Genomic DNA, 18,555 nt, shown 5'->3' with positions numbered 1-18,555 from the left:
TTACTTCAGCTGATTCATGCGCTCGATGACCTGGCGAGTAACGTCATACTGAGGTTTGACGTCAATCACCGCACCGCGCTCGAACACCAGGTCGAAGCCACCTTTCTTGATGACTTCTTCAACAGCCTGATCCAGCTTCGGCTTGAGCTGCTTGAGCATTTCACGGTCAGCAACGGCCTTGGCTTCGTTCAGCTCCTTGGACTGGAACTGGAAATCGCGGGCTTTTTGCTTGAACTCGAGCTCAAGACGCTCGCGCTCAGGCTGAGCCATCTTGTCGCCACCGCTTACCAGACGGTCCTGAATACCCTTGGCGCTGCTTTCCAGGCTTTTCAGCTTGGTCAGTTGCGGACCGAATTTCTTCTCGGCATCAACGGCATATTTCTTGGCAGCGTCAGATTCCAGCAGAGCCATCTGATAGTTCAGCACAGCAATTTTCATGTCGGCAAAAGCAGGGCTTGCAACCAGAACGGTGGCCAGCAGTACCAATTGAGTCAACTTACGCACAATACAACTCCTACAGAATTCGTTGCGTTATCAAAGATCAGACGCTTAAAAGGTCTGACCCAGGGAGAATTGGAAAACCTGTGTTTCGGAATCGTCGTCCGGTTTCTTGATCGGCATTGCCAATGCGAAGCTCAGAGGACCCAGCGCTGTGATCCAGGTCACGCCGACACCGACAGAACTGGCCATGCCGGACAGGTCGACATTGTTGCACTCTACACGCTGACCGTTGCGCGTCCTGCTGGAGTCGCAATTGCTGTCGAAGACGTTACCCACATCCCAGAAAACGGAGGTGCGCAGCGAGCGCTGATCCTTGATGAACGGCAGAGGGAACATGACTTCAACGCCGCCCTGAACCAGTACGTTACCGCCGAATGGCAGTGGATCCTGATCCGGGTCAGGTTGCGTGCCAGGGTTGCGACCCGAACTCGGCGTGCTGCGAGGACCCAGGGTGCTGTCCTTGAAACCACGGACCGAGTTGAAGCCACCGGCATAGTAGTTTTCATAGAACGGCAGACCCGACGTCGAACCGTAGCCGTCGCCATAACCCAGCTCGGTGTGCAGGCGCAGCGTGTAGTTGTCGGTGATCGGGTGGAAGTACTGGGCACGGTAGTCAAGCTTGTAGAACGACAGGTCACTGCCCGGCAGTGTGGTTTCGAAGACCAGGCTCTGGGAATGGCCGCGGGTGGGCAGTACACCCTTGTTCAGGGTCGATTCGGACCAGCCGGCAGACGCCTTGAAGTTCAGGAACTTGTCGCCTTCGCGGTTGGTGAAATCGAAGATTTCATCAACGGTGTACGTGCCGGTCTTGATCTCGTCCTGCTGTACGGTCAGGCCATAGGTCAGGCGGGACGTCTCGCTGATCGGATAACCCAGGCTCACACCGGCGCCAAGGCTGTCGACCGCATAGCTAGCCACATCCACGTCGAGATCGTCGTAGTCGGTGGTGCGATAGAAGGCGTTGTAACCCAGGCTGACGCCGTCCGGGGTGTAGTACGGGTCAACATAACTGAAGTTGTAACGGCTCTGGTACTCGGAACGGGTCAGACCGATGCTGACCTTGTTACCTGTACCCAGGAAGTTGTTCTGGCTGATCGAACCACCCAGAATCAGACCGGCACTCTGTGCAAAGCCGACGCTGGCAGTAATCGAACCGGAAGCCTGCTCCTCGACCGCGTAGTTCACGTCCACCTGATCATCGGTGCCCGGTACGGCCGGCGTCTCGACGTTGACTTCCTTGAAGAAGCCCAGCCGATCCAGACGGGTCTTGGACTGGTCGATCAGGTAGGTGGAAGCCCAACCGCCTTCCATCTGACGCATTTCACGGCGCAGCACTTCGTCCGCAGACTTGGTGTTGCCACGGAAGTTGATACGGTTCACATAGGCACGCTTGCCTGGGTCGACCACGAAGGTGATATCGACCGTGTGATCTTCGTTGTTCGGCGTCGGAACACCGTTCACGTTGGCGAAGGTATAGCCTTCGTTACCCAGACGACGGGTGATCAGCTCGGAGGTCGTGGTCATGACCTTGCGCGAGAAGACCTGACCAGGCTGAACCAGCATCAGGGATTTGACCTGATCTTCAGGCACTTTCAGATCACCGCTGAGCTTGACCGACTTGACGCTGTACTTCTCGCCTTCGTTGACGTTCACAGTTATGTAGACGTTTTTCTTGTCAGGCGTGATCGAGACCTGAGTCGAGGCGATATCCATGTTGATATAGCCGCGGTCGAGGTAGTAGGAACGCAGACGTTCCAGGTCGCCGGACAGCTTTTCGCGAGCGTACTTGTCGTCGTTCTTGAAGAAGGACAGCCAGTTGGACGTTTTCAGTTCGAACAGGTCGATCAGGTCCTCGTCGGGGAACACAGTGTTGCCCACAACGTTGATGTGCTGAATGGAGGCAACGGTGCCTTCATTGATATTGATCTTGAGGCCGACGCGGTTGCGCGGCTGCGGCACGACTTCGGCGGCAACCTCGGCAGAGTAGCGACCCTGGGCCACATATTGACGCTGCAGTTCGTTACGCACGCCCTCGAGCGTTGCACGCTGGAAAATTTCGCCTTCAGCCAGACCCGATTGTTTGAGGCCTTTCATGAGGTCTTCGGTGGAGATCGCCTTGTTGCCTTCGATCTCGATGCTTGCAACAGAAGGACGCTCGACAACGGAGATGACGAGCACGTTGCCATCGCGACCCAGCTGGATATCTTGAAAGAAGCCGGTCTTGAACAACGCACGAGTGGCATCGACCAGACGACCGTCATCCGCCTGCTCGCCCACGTTGAGCGGCAGTGCGCCAAAGACACTGCCGGCGGAAACCCGCTGCAGGCCGTTGACACGGATATCGGAGATGGTGAAGGACTCGGCGTGAACTTCAGCGATCATCAGTGCGGCAAGAACCGCAGTTAGCAGCAGACGTTTCATGAAGTCCTTTCTTATTCCAACTGGCAATAAACAAACTGCCGCAAAATGCGGCAGATTCGCAACTCGGCAACGCTTTACAGTCGACCCAGATCGTTGACCAGCGCGAGCAACATTACGCCCACAACCAGACTGATACCGATCTGCGCCCCCCAACCTTGAACCTTTTCCGAAAGGGGACGACCACGCGCCCACTCGATCAGATAAAACAGCAAATGCCCTCCGTCCAGGACGGGAATGGGCAGCAAATTCAGAACCCCGAGGCTTATGCTCAGATAAGCGAGGAAGTTCAGAAAGTCTCCGATACCCGACTGGGCCGAAGCGCCCGCCACTTTAGCAATGGTTATCGGTCCACTCAAGTTTTTTACCGAGAGCTCACCGAACAACATTTTCTTGAGTGAATCCAGCGTCAGCACGCTCATGGTCCAGGTACGCTTCACGCCCTCCCCCATGGCGGCGAACGGACCGTAGCTGACCTCGCGGACCATTTCGGCTGGCCAGTCTACACCTTTGACGCCTGCACCCAGGTAACCCGCTGCAGCCTGACCTTCGCCACGCGCTGCCAGGGTGACAGGAACATCGAGCTGCGCACCATCACGCTCGATACGCAACGAAACCTTTGCACCCGGACGCTCACGCACCCAGTCGACAACCTGCTGCCACTCATTGAGCGGCTGCCCGTCCACCGAAACCAGCCGATCGCCCATTCTCAGACCTGCTGCCTGAGCAGGCCCCTTCGGATCAAGCTCTTCCAGCACAGGCGGCAACGCAGGTCGCCACGGACGAATACCAAGGGATTTGATTGGATCGGGTTCCTCTGCGCCTTTCAGCCAGTTGTTCAGAACCAGTTCGCGTGGAGTATCGGCCGTGGAACCGGGCTCGCGAAGCATGACAGCAACCGTGCCACTTTCACCCAGACGACGGACCAGCTGCAGATTGACGGCTGACCAGCCCGACACAGGCTCACCGTCAATGGAAGTGATTTCCTGCCCCGCTGCCAGGCCTGCGCGCTGAGCGATACTCCCGGCCTCCACCGCACCGATGACAGGACGAACCTGCTGTGTACCCAGCATGGCCAGAACCCAGAAAAAGGCGATGGCCAGAAGGAAGTTGGCAGTCGGACCTGCCGCGACGATGGCGAAACGTTGGTACACCGTCTTGCGATTGAATGACTGATCGGCAAGCTCGGGCGGTACATTGCCTTCGCGCTCGTCGAGCATCTTCACATAGCCGCCCAGAGGAATGGCCGCGACGACATATTCGGTGCCCTGACGGTCATGCCAGCGCACCAGCGGCGTGCCGAAACCTACGGAAAACCGCAGGACTTTGACGCCACAGCGCCGAGCCACCCAGAAGTGACCAAACTCGTGAAAAGTGACCAGCACACCCAGCGCAACCAGGGTGCCGACAATCATGTATAACGCACTCATCGACTTTCTCCGGGTACCGACTCAGCGGCAAGTGTGTTTATCATCGCAGACCTTCGGACCTGCACGTGACGCACCACATCAATCCCTTCACTGATTTTTGGCAGCATCAGCGACCGTGTCGTTCCAGCCACTGGGTGGCAAGCATTCGAGCCCGGCCATCTGCTGCGAATACCGCTTCGAGGTCTTCGACCTGAATGGCCGGCTCGAGATTCAGCACATCCTCGATGATAGCGGCGATCTCCAGGTAACGAATACACCCGTCCAGAAACGCAGCCACCGCCACTTCATTCGCCGCATTGAGCATCGCGGGAGCACTGCCGCCAGCCTCCGCAGCCTGACGAGCCAGTCGCAGGCACGGAAAACGTTCTTCATCGGGCGCCTGAAAGTCCAGCTGGCCGATGCGAAACAGATCCAGCGGTGCTACGCCCGATTCTACACGCGCAGGCCAGGCCAGCGCATTGGCGATTGGCGTGCGCATATCCGGATTGCCAAGCTGGGCGAGCACCGAGCCATCCACATAGTCCACCAGTGAGTGGATCACGCTCTGAGGATGAATCACCACCTCCACCTGGGAAGGACGAGCATCGAACAGCCAGCAGGCCTCTATGAGTTCAAGGCCTTTGTTCATCATGGTGGCGGAGTCGACGGAAATCTTGCGCCCCATGGACCATACCGGGTGGGCACAGGCCTGATCAGGTGTGACATGGTGCAGTTGTTCGAGGGGCGTCTGACGGAATGGGCCGCCCGAGGCCGTCAGCATGATGCGTCTGACGCCGACCGCACCCAGACCACGGGCAAAGTCCGCAGGCAGGCACTGAAAGATCGCATTGTGTTCGCTGTCTATGGGCAGCAGGACCGCTCCGCTGTGACGAACCGCCTGCATGAACAGCGCGCCGGACATGACCAGCGCTTCCTTGTTGGCCAGCAGTACCTTCTTGCCAGCCTCGACGGCCGCCAGTGTCGGGCGAAGACCTGCTGCACCGACGATGGCTGCCATGACCGCATCGACCTGAGGATGAGCCGAAACCTGACAAAGCCCTTCCTCACCGACAAGCACACGGGTATCGAGCCCGGCAGCGGCGAGATCATCCTGCAGCTTGCGTGCAACTGCCTGCTCGGGCACCACGGCAAACTGCGGCGTGTGCCTGACGCACAACGCCAGCAGTTCGCTGATACGAGTGAAACCTGTCAGCGCAAACACCTGGTAGAGCAACGGATGACGCGCTATCACATCCAGCGTGCTCAAACCGATTGAACCGGTCGCTCCCAGAACGGTGATCTGTTGCACACGACTCACATGACACCCCAGTCGGCAGCCCAGAGCAGCACTGCAAACACTGGGATGGCCGCGGTCAGACTGTCGATACGGTCCAGCACGCCGCCGTGACCTGGAAGCAGGTTGCTGCTGTCCTTGACGCCCGACTGACGCTTGAACATGCTCTCGGTCAGGTCACCGATCACCGAAATGAACACCACGACAGCAGCGCCCAGCAGACCGCCAACGAACTGGGCGGCAGTCCAGTCGCGGGAAATACCCACTGCTGCCGTGATACCCAGACTGACCGCCAGACCACCGTAAACGCCCTCCCAGCTTTTACCCGGGCTCACCTTGGGTGCCAGCTTGCGCTTGCCGAATGCCTTGCCCGAGAAATAGGCGCCAATATCGGCCGCCCATACCAGAACCATTACCGCAAGGATCAACCAGTTGCCCAGTGGCCACTGCTTGATCAGCACCAGCCCTTGCCAGGCAGGCAGCAGGATGAGAAGACCGATCACCAGCTTGCAGGCGGCACTGGCCCAATGCTCACTGGAGTCTGGGTAAGTCAGTACCAGAAAGGTGGCTACCGCCCACCAGATGACGGCTGCCACCAGAACCCAGGGCTCAAGCCCGGGCAGCAGGTACATGAGGAAGAGCAGCACAGCCACCACAGCGGCGTAGCCGATGCGCATCGACTGCGCGGCAAAGCCTGCAAGTCGAGCCCACTCCCATGCGCCCAGCACAACCACGAAACCGATGAACAGCGCGAAATACGCACCGGTCAGCAGAAAGAAGCCGCAAAGGGCGATCGGCAACAGAATGAGTGCCGTGATGATCCGTTGTTTCAGCATTAAGCCCGGGCTCCAGCTTCTACCTGCTCGCTCGTTTTACCGAAGCGACGTTGGCGGGAAGCGAAATCAGCCAGCGCAGCGCGCATGGCATCGTGTTTGAAGTCCGGCCAGAACAGGTCGGAGAAGTACAGCTCGGCATACGCCAGCTGCCAAAGCAGAAAGTTGCTGATACGGTGCTCGCCGCCCGTGCGAATGCACAGATCCGGCAGTGGCAGATCGCCCGTCGCCAGGCAGGTCTGCAACAATTCCGGCGTGATGTCTTCCGGCTGCAGATGACCGGCCTGAACTTCACGCGCCAGGCGCTGGGCGGCCTGGGCGATATCCCACTGACCACCATAGTTGGCAGCGATCTGAAGAACAAAGCGGTTATTACCGGCCGTGCGCTGCTCGGCCTCACGCATCGCGGCCTGAAGTTCGGGATGAAAGCGTGAGCGATCGCCGATGATTCGCAGGCTGATGTCGTTTTCGTTCAGGCGCTTGGTCTCACGGCGCAGCGCTGTGAAGAACAGTTCCATCAGGGCACCGACCTCATCGGCCGGGCGCTGCCAGTTTTCACTGGAGAACGCGAACAGTGTCAGCACTTCGACCTTGGCTTCCGCGCAAACCTCGATAACAGCACGCACGGCGTCAACGCCCGCCTTGTGACCGGCGACACCTGGCAACAAGCGTTTCCTTGCCCAGCGATTGTTGCCATCCATGATGATCGCAACGTGGCGCGGCACCGAGGGCGATGCAGCCGGTTTTATCTTTTCCATGAAAGCGTCCGAAACCTTATACAGCCATCAGATCTGCTTCTTTTGCCTTGGTCGCGGCATCGATATCCGCTTCAGCCTTGTCAGTCAGCTTCTGGATATCGGCAGCGGCACGACGCTCTTCGTCTTCGCTGATTTCCTTATCCTTGACCAGTTTTTTCAGGTCACCCAACGCATCGCGGCGAATGTTACGTACGGCAACGCGAGCATCTTCAGCAGCACTGCGCGCCTGTTTGGTGAAGCCCTTGCGGGTCTCCTCGGTCAGGGCCGGCATGGAAATCAGCAGCATCTCACCGAGGTTGGTCGGATTGAGGTTCAGACCCGCGCTCTGGATCGCCTTGTCGACGGCGGCCAGCATGTTGCGCTCGAACGCCACGACCTGCAGGGTACGAGAGTCTTTCACCGTGACGTTGGCGACACCGCTCAACGGAGTGTCAGCACCGTAGTAAGGCACCATCACACTACCCAGAATACTTGGGTGGGCCTTGCCGGTACGAATCTGGCCGAACGCATGGCTCAGGGATTCGAGCGATTTCTGCATGCGCGCCTGAGCATCTTTCTTGATTTCGTTGATCATTGTTGAACTTCCTCGATCAGGGTTCCTTCGGCGCCACCGTGGACAATATTCAGGAGGGCGCCGGGTTTGTTCATGTTGAAGACACGCAACGGCATCTTGTGGTCGCGGCACAGGCAGATTGCGGTGAGATCCATGACGCCCAGCTTGCGATCCAGCACTTCATCATAAGAGAGATGATCGAACTTCTCGGCATTGGGGTCTTTGAACGGATCTGCGGTATAAACCCCATCGACCTTGGTCGCCTTGAGCACCACGTCAGCGTCGATTTCGATAGCACGCAGACAAGCAGCCGAATCTGTCGTGAAGAACGGATTACCCGTACCGGCAGCGAAGATCACCACTTCCTTGGAGCTCAGGTGACGCATGGCCTTGCGGCGATCGTAATGATCCGTCACACCTACCATCGAGATCGCGGACATCACGATAGCGGTAATGTTAGCCCGCTCCAGCGCGTCGCGCATGGCCAGCGCATTCATCACAGTGGCCAGCATGCCCATGTGATCACCGGTGACCCGGTCCATGCCTGCCGCACTCAGTGCGGCACCACGGAACAGGTTACCCCCGCCAATGACCAGCCCGACCTGAACACCAATGCCGACCAGCTGGCCGACCTCCAGCGCCATGCGGTCCAGCACCTTGGGGTCGATGCCGAACTCTTCCGAGCCCATCAGGGCCTCGCCGCTGAGCTTGAGTAGAATGCGTTTATAGCGAGCCTGATAACCACTGCCCTGCTGAGCCATTGCGAATCTCTCCTGCGGCGTTTTCTGAAAAAAAATCTGTGCGGGCTATATGGAGCCTGCGCTTACTCTAGCTTGACGCTCCGTGAGCGTCCGGAGAATGCAGCCTTGTGAGCCGATTCTCAAAGGAAATTATTCCTTTTCTCTTTCGACAAAGAGGCCGCACGCGTGAGCGGGCAGCCTCTTTGGGGCGACGTATGGAAAACCGTCTTACTTCTTGCTTGCAGCTACCTGGGCAGCTACTTCTTCAGCAAAGTTGTCGACTGGCTTCTCGATGCCTTCGCCTACTTTGTAGTAGGTGAACGAAACGATTTCAGCACCGGCTTTCTTGGCCAGTTCGCCGACCTTGATTTCCGGGTTCTTGACGAACGCTTGCTCAACCAGGCTGGCTTCGGCCAGGAACTTGCTGATACGGCCGCTTACCATCTTCTCGGCGATGTCGGCAGGCTTGCCTTTCAGCTTGTCTTCGTTCAGTTGCAGGAAGACGTTCTTCTCGCGCTCGATCGCTTCTGGCGAAACGTCGGAAGGCAGCAGGAACTCAGGGTTGCTGGCAGCAACGTGCATCGCGATGTCTTTGGCCAGTTCAGCGTCGCCGCCTTTCAGGACAACCACAACACCGATCTTGTTACCGTGCAGGTAAGCATTGACCACGTCGCCTTCGATACGAGCCAGACGGCGGATGTTGACGTTCTCACCAACCTTTGCAACCAGAGCGGTACGCTCGACTTCCTGAGCTTCGATCAGCGGAGCTGCGTCGGTCAGTTTGTCAGCGAAAGCTTTTTCGATGCTGCTGGTGACGAAGTTCTTGAAGTCGTCCTGCAGAGCGAGGAAGTCGGTCTGCGAGTTCACTTCGATGATGACAGCGGACTTGTTGTCTTCAGCAACCTTGACAGCAATGGCGCCTTCAGCAGCAACGTTGCCTGCTTTCTTGGCGGCCTTGATCGCGCCGGAAGCACGCATGTCGTCGATTGCCTTTTCGATGTCGCCGCCAGCCTTGGTCAAGGCCTTTTTGCAATCCATCATGCCTTCGCCGGTACGCTCGCGCAGTTCTTTGACCAACGCTGCAGTAATCTCTGCCATTTCAAAATCCTCTTGGATAGGTCTTCAACCATTCCACCCGACTGAACGGGCGTGCAATTCTTGAAAATTCAGGGTGGCAGCGGCGCATGACACTAAATCCATGCTCGCCCACCAACAAATCATTTCCTAGGTGGCAAAAAGGGGGCTAAGCCCCCTTTTCGCGTACTGAGTAAACGCCAGGCGTTTTTACTCAGCCTTCTACAGCTGCTGCAGCTGGAGCTTCTTCGACGAATACGTCGGTGCCGCCAGCAACATTGTTACGACCACGGATTACAGCGTCAGCCATCGAACCCATGTACAGCTGAATGGCGCGGATTGCGTCATCGTTGCCCGGGATGATGTAGTCAACGCCTTCCGGGCTGCTGTTGGTATCGACAACGCCGATGACCGGGATGCCCAGCTTGTTGGCTTCGGTGATCGCGATGCGCTCGTGATCAACGTCGATAACGAACAGAGCGTCTGGCAGACCGCCCATGTCCTTGATACCACCCAGGCTGCGATCCAGTTTTTCCAGATCACGGGTGCGCATCAGGGCTTCTTTCTTGGTCAGCTTGGCGAAAGTACCGTCTTCTGCCTGTACTTCCAGCTCACGCAGACGCTTGATCGACTGACGAATGGTCTTGAAGTTGGTCAGCATGCCGCCCAACCAGCGATGGTCGACGTACGGCGAACCGCAACGTGCTGCTTCTTCGGCAACGATCTTGCCAGCGGAACGCTTGGTGCCGACGAACAGAATCTTGTTTTTGCCCGAAGCCAGGCGCTCAACGAAAGTCAGAGCTTCGTTGAACATCGGCAGGGTTTTTTCAAGGTTGATGATGTGAATCTTGTTACGCGCGCCGAAAATGTATTTACCCATTTTCGGGTTCCAGTAACGGGTTTGGTGACCGAAGTGGACGCCGCACTTCAGCATATCGCGCATGGTGACTTGGGACATGATAGTTCCTTGATAAGTCGGGTTAGGCCTCCACGTATCCCAATGACCAACCAGTGGCATGAGCCAAAGGCACCCAGGTCATCGTGTCGACACGTGTGTGGGTTTAAGCTTTCAGGACGGACCTTGGAAAGCGGCGCATTTTATATCACAAAAGGAAAGAGAACGGAACTCCAATCAAGTGCTTGTTTCGCCAAGGCTTTGCCGCTGTCTCGCGTGCATATAAAGGAAGCGATGATCACTCGCTGCGCGGCGGTCTGGTAGAATCGCGCCTTTGCGCACAGAACGCGCACACGACATGCCGAGAGACCCTGTATGACTATCACCCTGAAAACCCCGGAAGACATCGAAAAGATGCGCATTGCGGGCCGTCTGGCAGCCGAAGTCCTGGAAATGATCGCCCCTCACGTCAAGCCCGGTGTGACCACTGAAGAGCTGGACCGCATCTGCCATGACTACATTGTCAACGAGCAGCAGGCCATCCCCGCGCCACTCAACTACAAAGGCTTTCCCAAGTCGATCTGCACCTCCATCAATCAGGTCGTCTGCCACGGCATTCCAGGCGAAAAGCAGCTCAAGAACGGCGACACACTGAACATCGACGTCACGGTCATCAAGGACGGCTACCACGGTGACACCAGCAGAATGTTTCACGTGGGCACCGTACCGGTATGGGCCGAACGCCTGTCGCAGGTCACCCAGGAGTGCCTGTACAAGGCCATCGAGATTGTTCGCCCGGGCACCAGACTGGGCGACATTGGCGCAGTCATTCAGAAACACGCGGAAAAGAACGGTTTTTCGGTGGTTCGCGAGTTCTGCGGTCACGGTATCGGCAAAGTGTTTCATGAAGAGCCGCAGGTCATGCACTTCGGCGAGGCGGGCACCGGCATCGAACTGCTCGAAGGCATGACCTTCACCATCGAGCCGATGATCAATCAGGGCAAGGCCGACACAAAAATTCTCGGCGACGGCTGGACGGCAATCACCAAGGACCGCAAGCTCTCTGCCCAGTGGGAGCACACGATTCTGGTGACTGCCGATGGATACGAGATTTTCACCCTGCGCAGCGACGACACCATCGCGCACAAATCGCCATGAATGATCGATAGCGCCTTCCAACCGTCCGACACGAGGAAAACCGCTCAATGCCGCAGGTAGATCCTGATTTGTTCGACCGCGGCCAGTTCCAGGCCGAACTGGCACTGAAGGCCAGCCCTATCGCTGCCTTCAAGAAAGCCATCCGCAACGCGCGCGATGTGCTGGACGCACGCTTCCGGTCGGGACGGGACATTCGTCGCCTGATCGAGGATCGCGCCTGGTTCGTGGATAACATCCTGTGTCAGGCATGGGATCAGTTCGACTGGAGCGAGGACGCCGACATCGCGCTTCTGGCGGTCGGTGGCTATGGGCGGGGCGAACTGCACCCCTATTCCGACATCGACCTGCTGATCCTGCTGGACAGTGCAGACCACGAAATCTTTCGCGAGCCCATAGAGCGGTTTCTGACCCTGCTGTGGGACATAGGCCTGGAAGTCGGACAAAGCGTTCGGTCGGTTGACGAATGCGCACAGGAAGGCCTGGCCGACCTGACCGTCATCACCAACCTCATGGAAAGCCGGACCATCGCTGGTCCCGAGCGCCTGCGTCAGCGCATGCTGGAAGTCACCAGCCCGCGTCACATGTGGCCCAGCAAGGACTTCTTCCTGGCCAAACGGGCAGAACAGAAGAGCCGTCATCACAAGTACAACGATACCGAGTACAACCTGGAGCCGAATGTGAAAGGCTCGCCCGGAGGCCTGCGCGATATCCAGACCATCCTCTGGGTGGCGCGGCGCCAATACGGCACCCTGAACCTGCATGCCCTGGCCGGTGAAGGCTTCCTGCTGGAAAGCGAGAACAACCTGCTGGCGTCTTCTCAGGAATTCCTGTGGAAGGTCCGCTATGCGCTGCATATGCTGGCCGGACGTTCCGAAGACCGTCTGCTGTTCGACTATCAGCGCAGTATTGCCAGTCTTCTGGGTTATGAAGACAGCGATGCCAAGCTTGCCATCGAACGCTTCATGCAGAAGTACTACCGTGTGGTCATGAGCATCGCCGAGCTGAGCGATCTGATCATTCAGCACTTCGAAGAAGTCATTCTGTCGGACGACGACAGCGGTACGCCGCAGCCACTCAATTCCCGCTTCCAGCTGCATGACGGCTATATAGAAGCGACACACCCGAACGTGTTCAAGCGCACCCCGTTCGCCATGATCGAAATTTTCGTGCTGATGGCCCAGCATCCGGAAATCAAAGGCGTGCGTGCCGACACCATTCGCCTGCTGCGCGAACATCGACACCTGATCAACGACGATTTCCGTAACGATATTCGCAACACCAGCCTGTTCATCGAGCTGTTCAAGTGCGAAATCGGTATCCACCGCAACCTGCGCCGGATGAACCGATACGGCATTCTCGGTCTGTACCTGCCGGAATTCGGCCACATCGTTGGTCAGATGCAGCACGACCTGTTCCACATCTATACCGTCGATGCGCACACACTGAACCTGATCAAGCACCTGCGCAAACTGCAGTACACCGAGGTGTCGGAGAAATTTCCGCTGGCCAGCAAGATCATGGGCAGGCTGCCAAAGCCGGAACTGATCTATCTGGCAGGGCTGTATCATGACATCGGCAAGGGCCGTGGCGGTGATCACTCCGAACTGGGTGCGGTGGATGCCGAAGCCTTTGGCGTGCGTCACCACCTGCCGAGCTGGGACACCCGCCTGATCGTCTGGCTGGTGAGCCATCACCTGGTGATGTCGACCACCGCGCAGCGCAAGGACCTGTCCGACCCGCAGGTCATCCACGATTTCGCCCAGTTCGTGGGCGATGAGGTTCACCTGGATTACCTGTACGTGCTGACCGTCGCCGACATCAATGCGACCAATCCCACGCTCTGGAACTCGTGGCGCGCCAGCCTGCTGCGCCAGCTGTACACCGAGACCAAGCGTGCGTTGCGCCGTGGCCTTGAAAACCCGGTTGATCGCGAAGAGCAAATCCGCCGCACTCAGATCGCGGCACTGGACATTCTGGTGCGCAACGGCACTGACCCCGATGATGTGGAACAGCTCTGGTCGGCTCTGGGCGATGACTACTTCCTGCGCCACACGGCCGGCGATGTGGCCTGGCACAGCGATGCCATCCTGCAACAGCCTGCCGATGGCGGCCCGCTGGTACTAATCAAGGAAACCACGCAGCGGGAGTTCGAGGGCGGCACGCAGATCTTCATCTATGCGCCGGACCAGCATGACTTCTTCGCCGTGACCGTGGCAGCGATGGATCAGCTAAACCTGAACATTCATGACGCACGCATCATTACCTCCAGCAGCAAGTTCACACTCGACACCTACATCGTGCTGGACAACGAAGGCGGTTCGATCGGCGACAATCCGGTACGCATTCAGGAAATCCGTGAGGGCCTGACCGAAGCTCTGCGCAACCCGGACGACTACCCGACCATCATCAAACGGCGTGTACCAAGGCAGCTCAAGCATTTCGCCTTTGCACCGCAGGTCACGATTCACAACGATGCACAGCGCCCGGTCACGGTGCTCGAACTGCTGGCACCGGATCGCCCGGGCCTGCTGGCGCGCATCGGCAAGATTTTTCTGGAGTTCGACCTGTCGCTGCAGAATGCCAAGATTGCGACACTGGGGGAGCGAGTGGAGGACGTGTTCTTTATCACCGATGCCGATAATCACCCACTGTCCGATCCGCAACTCTGCAGCCGATTGCAGGAGGCGATCATCAAGCAACTGAGTGTCAACGCGCAGCCAAGCGGCGAGATGCGACTCAGTATTTAACCTTCGACGCAGTCCTTGAGAGCCTTTACCTCATGAACAACGCCATGCAACTGCTTCAGCCCTATCCGTTCGAGAAGCTCCGTGCCCTGCTCGGCGGCGTGACGCCCAACCCGGAAAAACGTCCAGTTGCGCTGTCCATTGGTGAGCCCAAGCATCGCTCTCCCGACTTTGTCGCCAAGGCCCTGGCCGACAACCTGGACCAGATGGCGGTCTATCCGACCACACTGGGCATCGCGGCACTGCGCGAAGCGATTGCAGGCTGGTGCACACGCAGGTTCGACCTGCCAGAAGGCTGGATGGACCCGGCGCGCAACGTTCTGCCGGTCAACGGCACCCGCGAGGCGCTGTTTGCCTTCACTCAGACCGTGGTCAACCGGAGCGATGACGGACTGGTCATCAGCCCCAACCCGTTCTATCAGATCTACGAGGGCGCAGCCTTTCTTGCAGGTGCACAGCCCTACTACCTGCCGTGCCTGAGCGAAAACGGCTTCAACCCGGATTTCGATGCGGTAACGCCGGACATCTGGAAACGCTGCCAGATCCTGTTCCTGTGCTCGCCGGGCAACCCGACCGGCGCACTGATTCCGGTAGACACCCTGAAGAAGCTGATCGCCCTGGCCGACGAACACGACTTTGTGATCGCCGCCGACGAGTGCTACAGCGAGCTGTACTTTGACGAGCAGACGCCACCGCCGGGCCTGCTCAGTGCCTGCGCGGAACTGGGCCGCAAGGATTTCAAACGCTGCGTGGTCTTCCACAGCCTGTCCAAGCGCTCCAACCTGCCCGGCCTGCGCTCGGGCTTTGTGGCAGGAGATGCGGACATTCTCAAAGCGTTCCTGCTGTACCGCACCTACCACGGCTGCGCCATGCCGGTTCAAACTCAACTGGCCAGCATTGCAGCCTGGAACGACGAAGAGCACGTTCGTGCGAACCGCGATCTGTACCGTGAGAAGTTCGATGCCGTGCTGGACATCCTATCGCCTGTGCTGGACGTGCAGCGCCCGGACGGCGGCTTCTATCTGTGGCCGAATGTCGGCACCGACGACGCTGCCTTCTGCCGCGATCTGTTCATCGACCAGCATGTGACCGTCGTTCCCGGCTCGTACCTGTCGCGCGAAGTCGATGGCGTCAATCCGGGCGCCGGCAGGGTTCGCCTCGCGCTGGTTGCGCCGCTGGCAGAATGCATCGAGGCTGCCGAACGCATTCGTGATTTTGTGCGCAAATAAGTCCGCCACTGCGCCGCACGCAATGTGCGGCGCAGTATTTAGTTAACACCTGCCCACTCTTTCAACGGCTTATCTTCGCGGTCCATTTATCGCGCATTCCGACAAGGAAGCGCCCCACACGAAGATGACCCTCATGCCCGAATCACAACCCCGAGAAAATCTGCCGCTGCTCTGTTCGATGCGAGACGCGCAGGACTATCAGGCGTCCTACGAGACCGCCATTCGTGAAAACCCGGCCAACGCAGCCATTACACCGACCTACGAATCGGACCCAGGCTATGCCTCGGAAACCAGCGGGCGCGAGCCCCGCATTCTGGTGGCTTTCAACAAGTACTGGGCTCGTGGCCGGACCTTGAAAATCGAATTCCTCAAGAACCCGCCCGCCCCGCTCACTCAGCCGATCATCGACGCCGCCCGCAAGTGGCTGCCGCACGTGAACCTGAAGTTCGAATTCGTGACCAGCGGCCCCAGCGACATTCGTATCGGCCTCAATACCCACTTGAACTGGAGCGAGCTGGGTACTGACGCTCTGCTGGTGGCGCAGGACAAGGCCACCATGGAATTCAATTTCGGGGAGATATTCGAGGCCGATCTGCGGCCCAAGGCCGAACTTGAACGCATTGTCCTGCACGAATTCGGACATGCACTGGGCGCCGTCCATGAGCATCAACATCCGGATGCAAAAATTCCGTGGAACGAGCCGGTCTTGCGTCGCCTGCTGGCCCTGGCAGGCTACAGCGATGAACTGGTGGCCAGGAACTTCCTCGACCAATACGAAGCGGCCGACTTTCACTACTCAGCTTATGACCGGGATTCGATCATGCACTTCGATATTCCGAATGCCCTGACGCTGGGCGATTTCGAAATCATCAATACCGGAAAGACACTGAGTGCCAAAGACATCGAACTCATGCAGTCGATCTACCCTGACCGCAGCAACTCGAAATTTGAAGAGCCGTAACGCAGTTTGAACGTGTATGACTGGCGCGCCACGGGTTGCCCCAAGGCTTACGTGACGCGCCTGTCAAAGAACGCCTAATCCCGAACCCTCAACGTTTCAGCAATCCACCCGACAGCCCAACTGACAGGATCATGGGATCGCATGGGCAACAGCGGTTTTCCTTCCCGCGCCGCCATCCGCCCTTCTATCTCAGCCTGGCTGTGAATCCAGATTGTGTTCTGCTTGAAGCCTTCCGCGCGTTGACGTTCCCTGTAATAACGTTGTCGGATCAGCGCCGCTTCCCTCTTCTTTTCCTGTTCAGACATAACGCACCCGATCTTACATGTGGTACATCATCATTGCTCTTCACCGCTCATCGCTCAAGAGTAAGACGGGTGAAATGTTCTTCACCTAAAGTGGTCGGGCACAGGTTCCAGACAGCCAAAGCGCTCAGTGCGTTGACGTGGCATAATCACCGGCCACATTTCACGGGAGGCAACAGGGAACATCCGGCAACGCCCGTCTCCCTGCACAATTCAATGACTTACACCCTGTTCGGCATCAAAGCCTGCGACACCATGAAAAAAGCACGGACCTGGCTCGACGAGCATTCCGTCAGCTACGATTTTCATGACTACAAGACGCAAGGTATCGACCGCGAGCACCTGACCCAGTGGTGCAACGAGCACGGCTGGCAAGTGGTGCTGAACCGGGCGGGCACGACCTTTCGCAAGCTCGACGATGCGCAGAAAGCCGATATCGATCAGCCCAAGGCCATTGAGTTGATGCTCGCGCAGCCGTCCATGATCAAGCGCCCTGTGCTTGATCTGGGCGACAAGACCCTGATTGGTTTCAAACCCGATTTGTATGCAGCGGCCGTTCAGTAAGCCGGGACGCTACTGACAGCCCTTAGATAAGTTACGAGGTATTCGCATGTCCACTACCCTGTTCAGCCTGGCCTTCGGCGTTGGCACTCAAAACCGTGAAGGCGCGTGGCTGGAAGTGTTCTACGCACAGCCTGTGATCAACCCTTCGGCCGAACTGATTGCAGCCATCGCGCCAGCGCTGGGCTATACCGGCGGCAACCAGGCGATCACGTTCAATGTTGATCAGTCCTACAAGCTGGCCGATGCCGTCAAATCGATCGACGCGACGCAGGCCGCATTGCTCAACCGTCTGGCCGAGAGCCACAAGCCCCTCGTTGCCACGCTGCTGGCTGAAGATGCACCGCTGACGTCGACCCCTGAGGCGTACCTCAAGCTGCACCTGCTGTCTCATCGCCTGGTCAAGCCGCATGGTCTGAACCTGACCGGCATTTTCCCGTTGCTGCCGAACGTGGCCTGGACCAGCCAGGGCGCTGTGGACCTGAGCGAACTGGCCGAGCGTCAACTGGAAGCGCGCCTCAAAGGCGAACTGCTGGAAGTGTTCTCTGTGGACAAGTTCCCGAAAATGACCGACTACGTCGTGCCGAGCGGCGTTCGTATCGCTGACAGCGCACGTGTACGCCTTGGTGCCTACGTCGGCGAAGGCACTACCGTGATGCACGAAGGTTTCGTCAACTTCAACGCCGGCACCGAAGGTCCGGGGATGATCGAAGGCCGTGTGTCGGCTGGCGTTTTCGTCGGCAAGGGTTCCGACCTGGGCGGCGGCTGCTCCACCATGGGCACCCTGTCCGGCGGCGGCAACATTGTCATCAAGGTTGGCGAAGGCTGTCTGATCGGCGCCAATGCCGGTATCGGCATTCCATTGGGTGATCGCAACACTGTGGAGTCGGGTCTGTATGTGACGGCCGGTACCAAGGTTGCCCTGCTCGACGAGAACAACGAACTGGTCAAGATCGTCAAGGCACGTGATCTGGCCGGTCAGAACGACCTGCTGTTCCGTCGCAACTCGCAGACCGGCGCTGTGGAATGCAAGACCCACAAGTCGGCCATCGAGCTGAACGAAGCCCTGCACGCTCACAACTGATGCCGTGTGCGGGTTCGGAACACCGCGTTCCGAACCCGCTT

General features: G+C 58.1%; 17 protein-coding genes. 6 read left to right on the top strand and 11 right to left on the bottom strand.

The genetic code is table 11. The features are described from left to right. From JTJ32_RS01165 to rpsB, 10 genes are all read right to left on the bottom strand, one after another. A complete protein-coding gene (locus JTJ32_RS01165) occupies positions 1-504 on the bottom strand; it encodes an OmpH/Skp family outer membrane protein (RefSeq protein WP_002554721.1) in 504 nt (167 codons plus the stop codon). Between the two features lie 45 nt (positions 505-549). Continuing rightward, the gene (gene bamA, locus JTJ32_RS01160) at positions 550-2,922 is read right to left on the bottom strand and encodes an outer membrane protein assembly factor BamA (protein WP_099229705.1); all 2,373 of its coding nucleotides are present in this window, start codon (positions 2,920-2,922) and stop codon (positions 550-552) included. 74 nt (positions 2,923-2,996) lie between these two features. Further along, complete coding sequence (gene rseP / locus JTJ32_RS01155; RefSeq protein WP_184318960.1) at positions 2,997-4,349, bottom strand: sigma E protease regulator RseP; 1,353 nt, start codon at positions 4,347-4,349, stop codon at positions 2,997-2,999. A 106-nt stretch (positions 4,350-4,455) separates the two neighbouring features. Continuing rightward, positions 4,456-5,646, bottom strand: coding sequence for a 1-deoxy-D-xylulose-5-phosphate reductoisomerase (gene ispC / locus JTJ32_RS01150; protein WP_210040462.1), 1,191 nt, complete (start codon positions 5,644-5,646; stop codon positions 4,456-4,458). Further along, positions 5,643-6,458: a phosphatidate cytidylyltransferase gene (locus JTJ32_RS01145; protein WP_210040460.1), complete on the bottom strand. Its 816-nt coding sequence runs from the start codon at positions 6,456-6,458 to the stop codon at positions 5,643-5,645. The genes ispC and JTJ32_RS01145 overlap by 4 nt, the downstream gene beginning before the upstream one ends. Continuing rightward, positions 6,458-7,213 (bottom strand): polyprenyl diphosphate synthase, encoded by a 756-nt coding sequence (gene uppS / locus JTJ32_RS01140; RefSeq protein ID WP_099229701.1) that lies wholly within the window; start codon positions 7,211-7,213, stop codon positions 6,458-6,460. Before uppS ends, JTJ32_RS01145 begins: the two co-directional genes overlap by 1 nt. Positions 7,214-7,229: 16 nt before the next feature. After that, on the bottom strand, positions 7,230-7,787 hold the full coding sequence (frr, locus tag JTJ32_RS01135) for a ribosome recycling factor (RefSeq protein ID WP_073164004.1): 558 nt from the start codon (positions 7,785-7,787) through the stop codon (positions 7,230-7,232). After that, positions 7,784-8,527 (bottom strand): UMP kinase, encoded by a 744-nt coding sequence (gene pyrH, locus JTJ32_RS01130; RefSeq protein ID WP_073164001.1) that lies wholly within the window; start codon positions 8,525-8,527, stop codon positions 7,784-7,786. The genes frr and pyrH overlap by 4 nt, the downstream gene beginning before the upstream one ends. A gap of 207 nt (positions 8,528-8,734) precedes the next feature. Further along, positions 8,735-9,604 carry a translation elongation factor Ts gene (tsf, locus tag JTJ32_RS01125; RefSeq protein ID WP_099229700.1) on the bottom strand — a complete coding sequence of 290 codons (870 nt, stop codon included), beginning with the start codon at positions 9,602-9,604 and terminating at the stop codon, positions 8,735-8,737. Between the two features lie 190 nt (positions 9,605-9,794). Beyond that, entirely contained in the window at positions 9,795-10,538 is a 744-nt protein-coding gene (rpsB, locus tag JTJ32_RS01120) for a 30S ribosomal protein S2 (protein ID WP_004879016.1), read from the bottom strand. Between the two features lie 312 nt (positions 10,539-10,850). On the opposite strand from rpsB, the gene map reads away from it, so the two are divergent. The 4 genes from map to JTJ32_RS01100 all read left to right on the top strand — a co-directional run bounded on the left by map (position 10,851) and on the right by JTJ32_RS01100 (position 16,567). Continuing rightward, positions 10,851-11,633, top strand: coding sequence for a type I methionyl aminopeptidase (map, locus tag JTJ32_RS01115; RefSeq protein WP_099229699.1), 783 nt, complete (start codon positions 10,851-10,853; stop codon positions 11,631-11,633). A gap of 47 nt (positions 11,634-11,680) precedes the next feature. Further along, entirely contained in the window at positions 11,681-14,380 is a 2,700-nt protein-coding gene (locus JTJ32_RS01110) for a [protein-PII] uridylyltransferase (protein ID WP_210040458.1), read from the top strand. A 32-nt stretch (positions 14,381-14,412) separates the two neighbouring features. Further along, positions 14,413-15,606 (top strand): succinyldiaminopimelate transaminase, encoded by a 1,194-nt coding sequence (gene dapC / locus JTJ32_RS01105; RefSeq protein ID WP_210040456.1) that lies wholly within the window; start codon positions 14,413-14,415, stop codon positions 15,604-15,606. Between the two features lie 133 nt (positions 15,607-15,739). Further along, complete coding sequence (locus JTJ32_RS01100; protein WP_210040454.1) at positions 15,740-16,567, top strand: matrixin family metalloprotease; 828 nt, start codon at positions 15,740-15,742, stop codon at positions 16,565-16,567. A gap of 74 nt (positions 16,568-16,641) precedes the next feature. Here the strand turns inward: JTJ32_RS01100 and JTJ32_RS01095 are convergent, their stop codons facing one another. Continuing rightward, a complete protein-coding gene (locus JTJ32_RS01095; RefSeq protein WP_004879005.1) occupies positions 16,642-16,872 on the bottom strand; it encodes a hypothetical protein in 231 nt (76 codons plus the stop codon). A gap of 213 nt (positions 16,873-17,085) precedes the next feature. Here JTJ32_RS01095 and JTJ32_RS01090 point away from each other — a divergent pair, with 213 nt between their 5' ends. Further along, complete coding sequence (locus JTJ32_RS01090; RefSeq protein ID WP_029241717.1) at positions 17,086-17,433, top strand: ArsC family reductase; 348 nt, start codon at positions 17,086-17,088, stop codon at positions 17,431-17,433. Positions 17,434-17,479: 46 nt separating this feature from the next. After that, positions 17,480-18,514, top strand: a complete 1,035-nt coding sequence (dapD, locus tag JTJ32_RS01085; protein ID WP_210040452.1) for a 2,3,4,5-tetrahydropyridine-2,6-dicarboxylate N-succinyltransferase — start codon at positions 17,480-17,482, stop codon at positions 18,512-18,514. Positions 18,515-18,555 lie beyond the last annotated feature (41 nt).

The sequence above is a fragment of the Pseudomonas alliivorans genome (assembly GCF_017826695.1).
In the GTDB taxonomy this organism is placed as follows: Bacteria; Pseudomonadota; Gammaproteobacteria; order Pseudomonadales; family Pseudomonadaceae; genus Aquipseudomonas; species Aquipseudomonas alliivorans.
The sequence above is the reverse complement of the archived record's forward strand: the minus strand, read 5'-3'. Positions and strand labels throughout refer to the sequence as shown.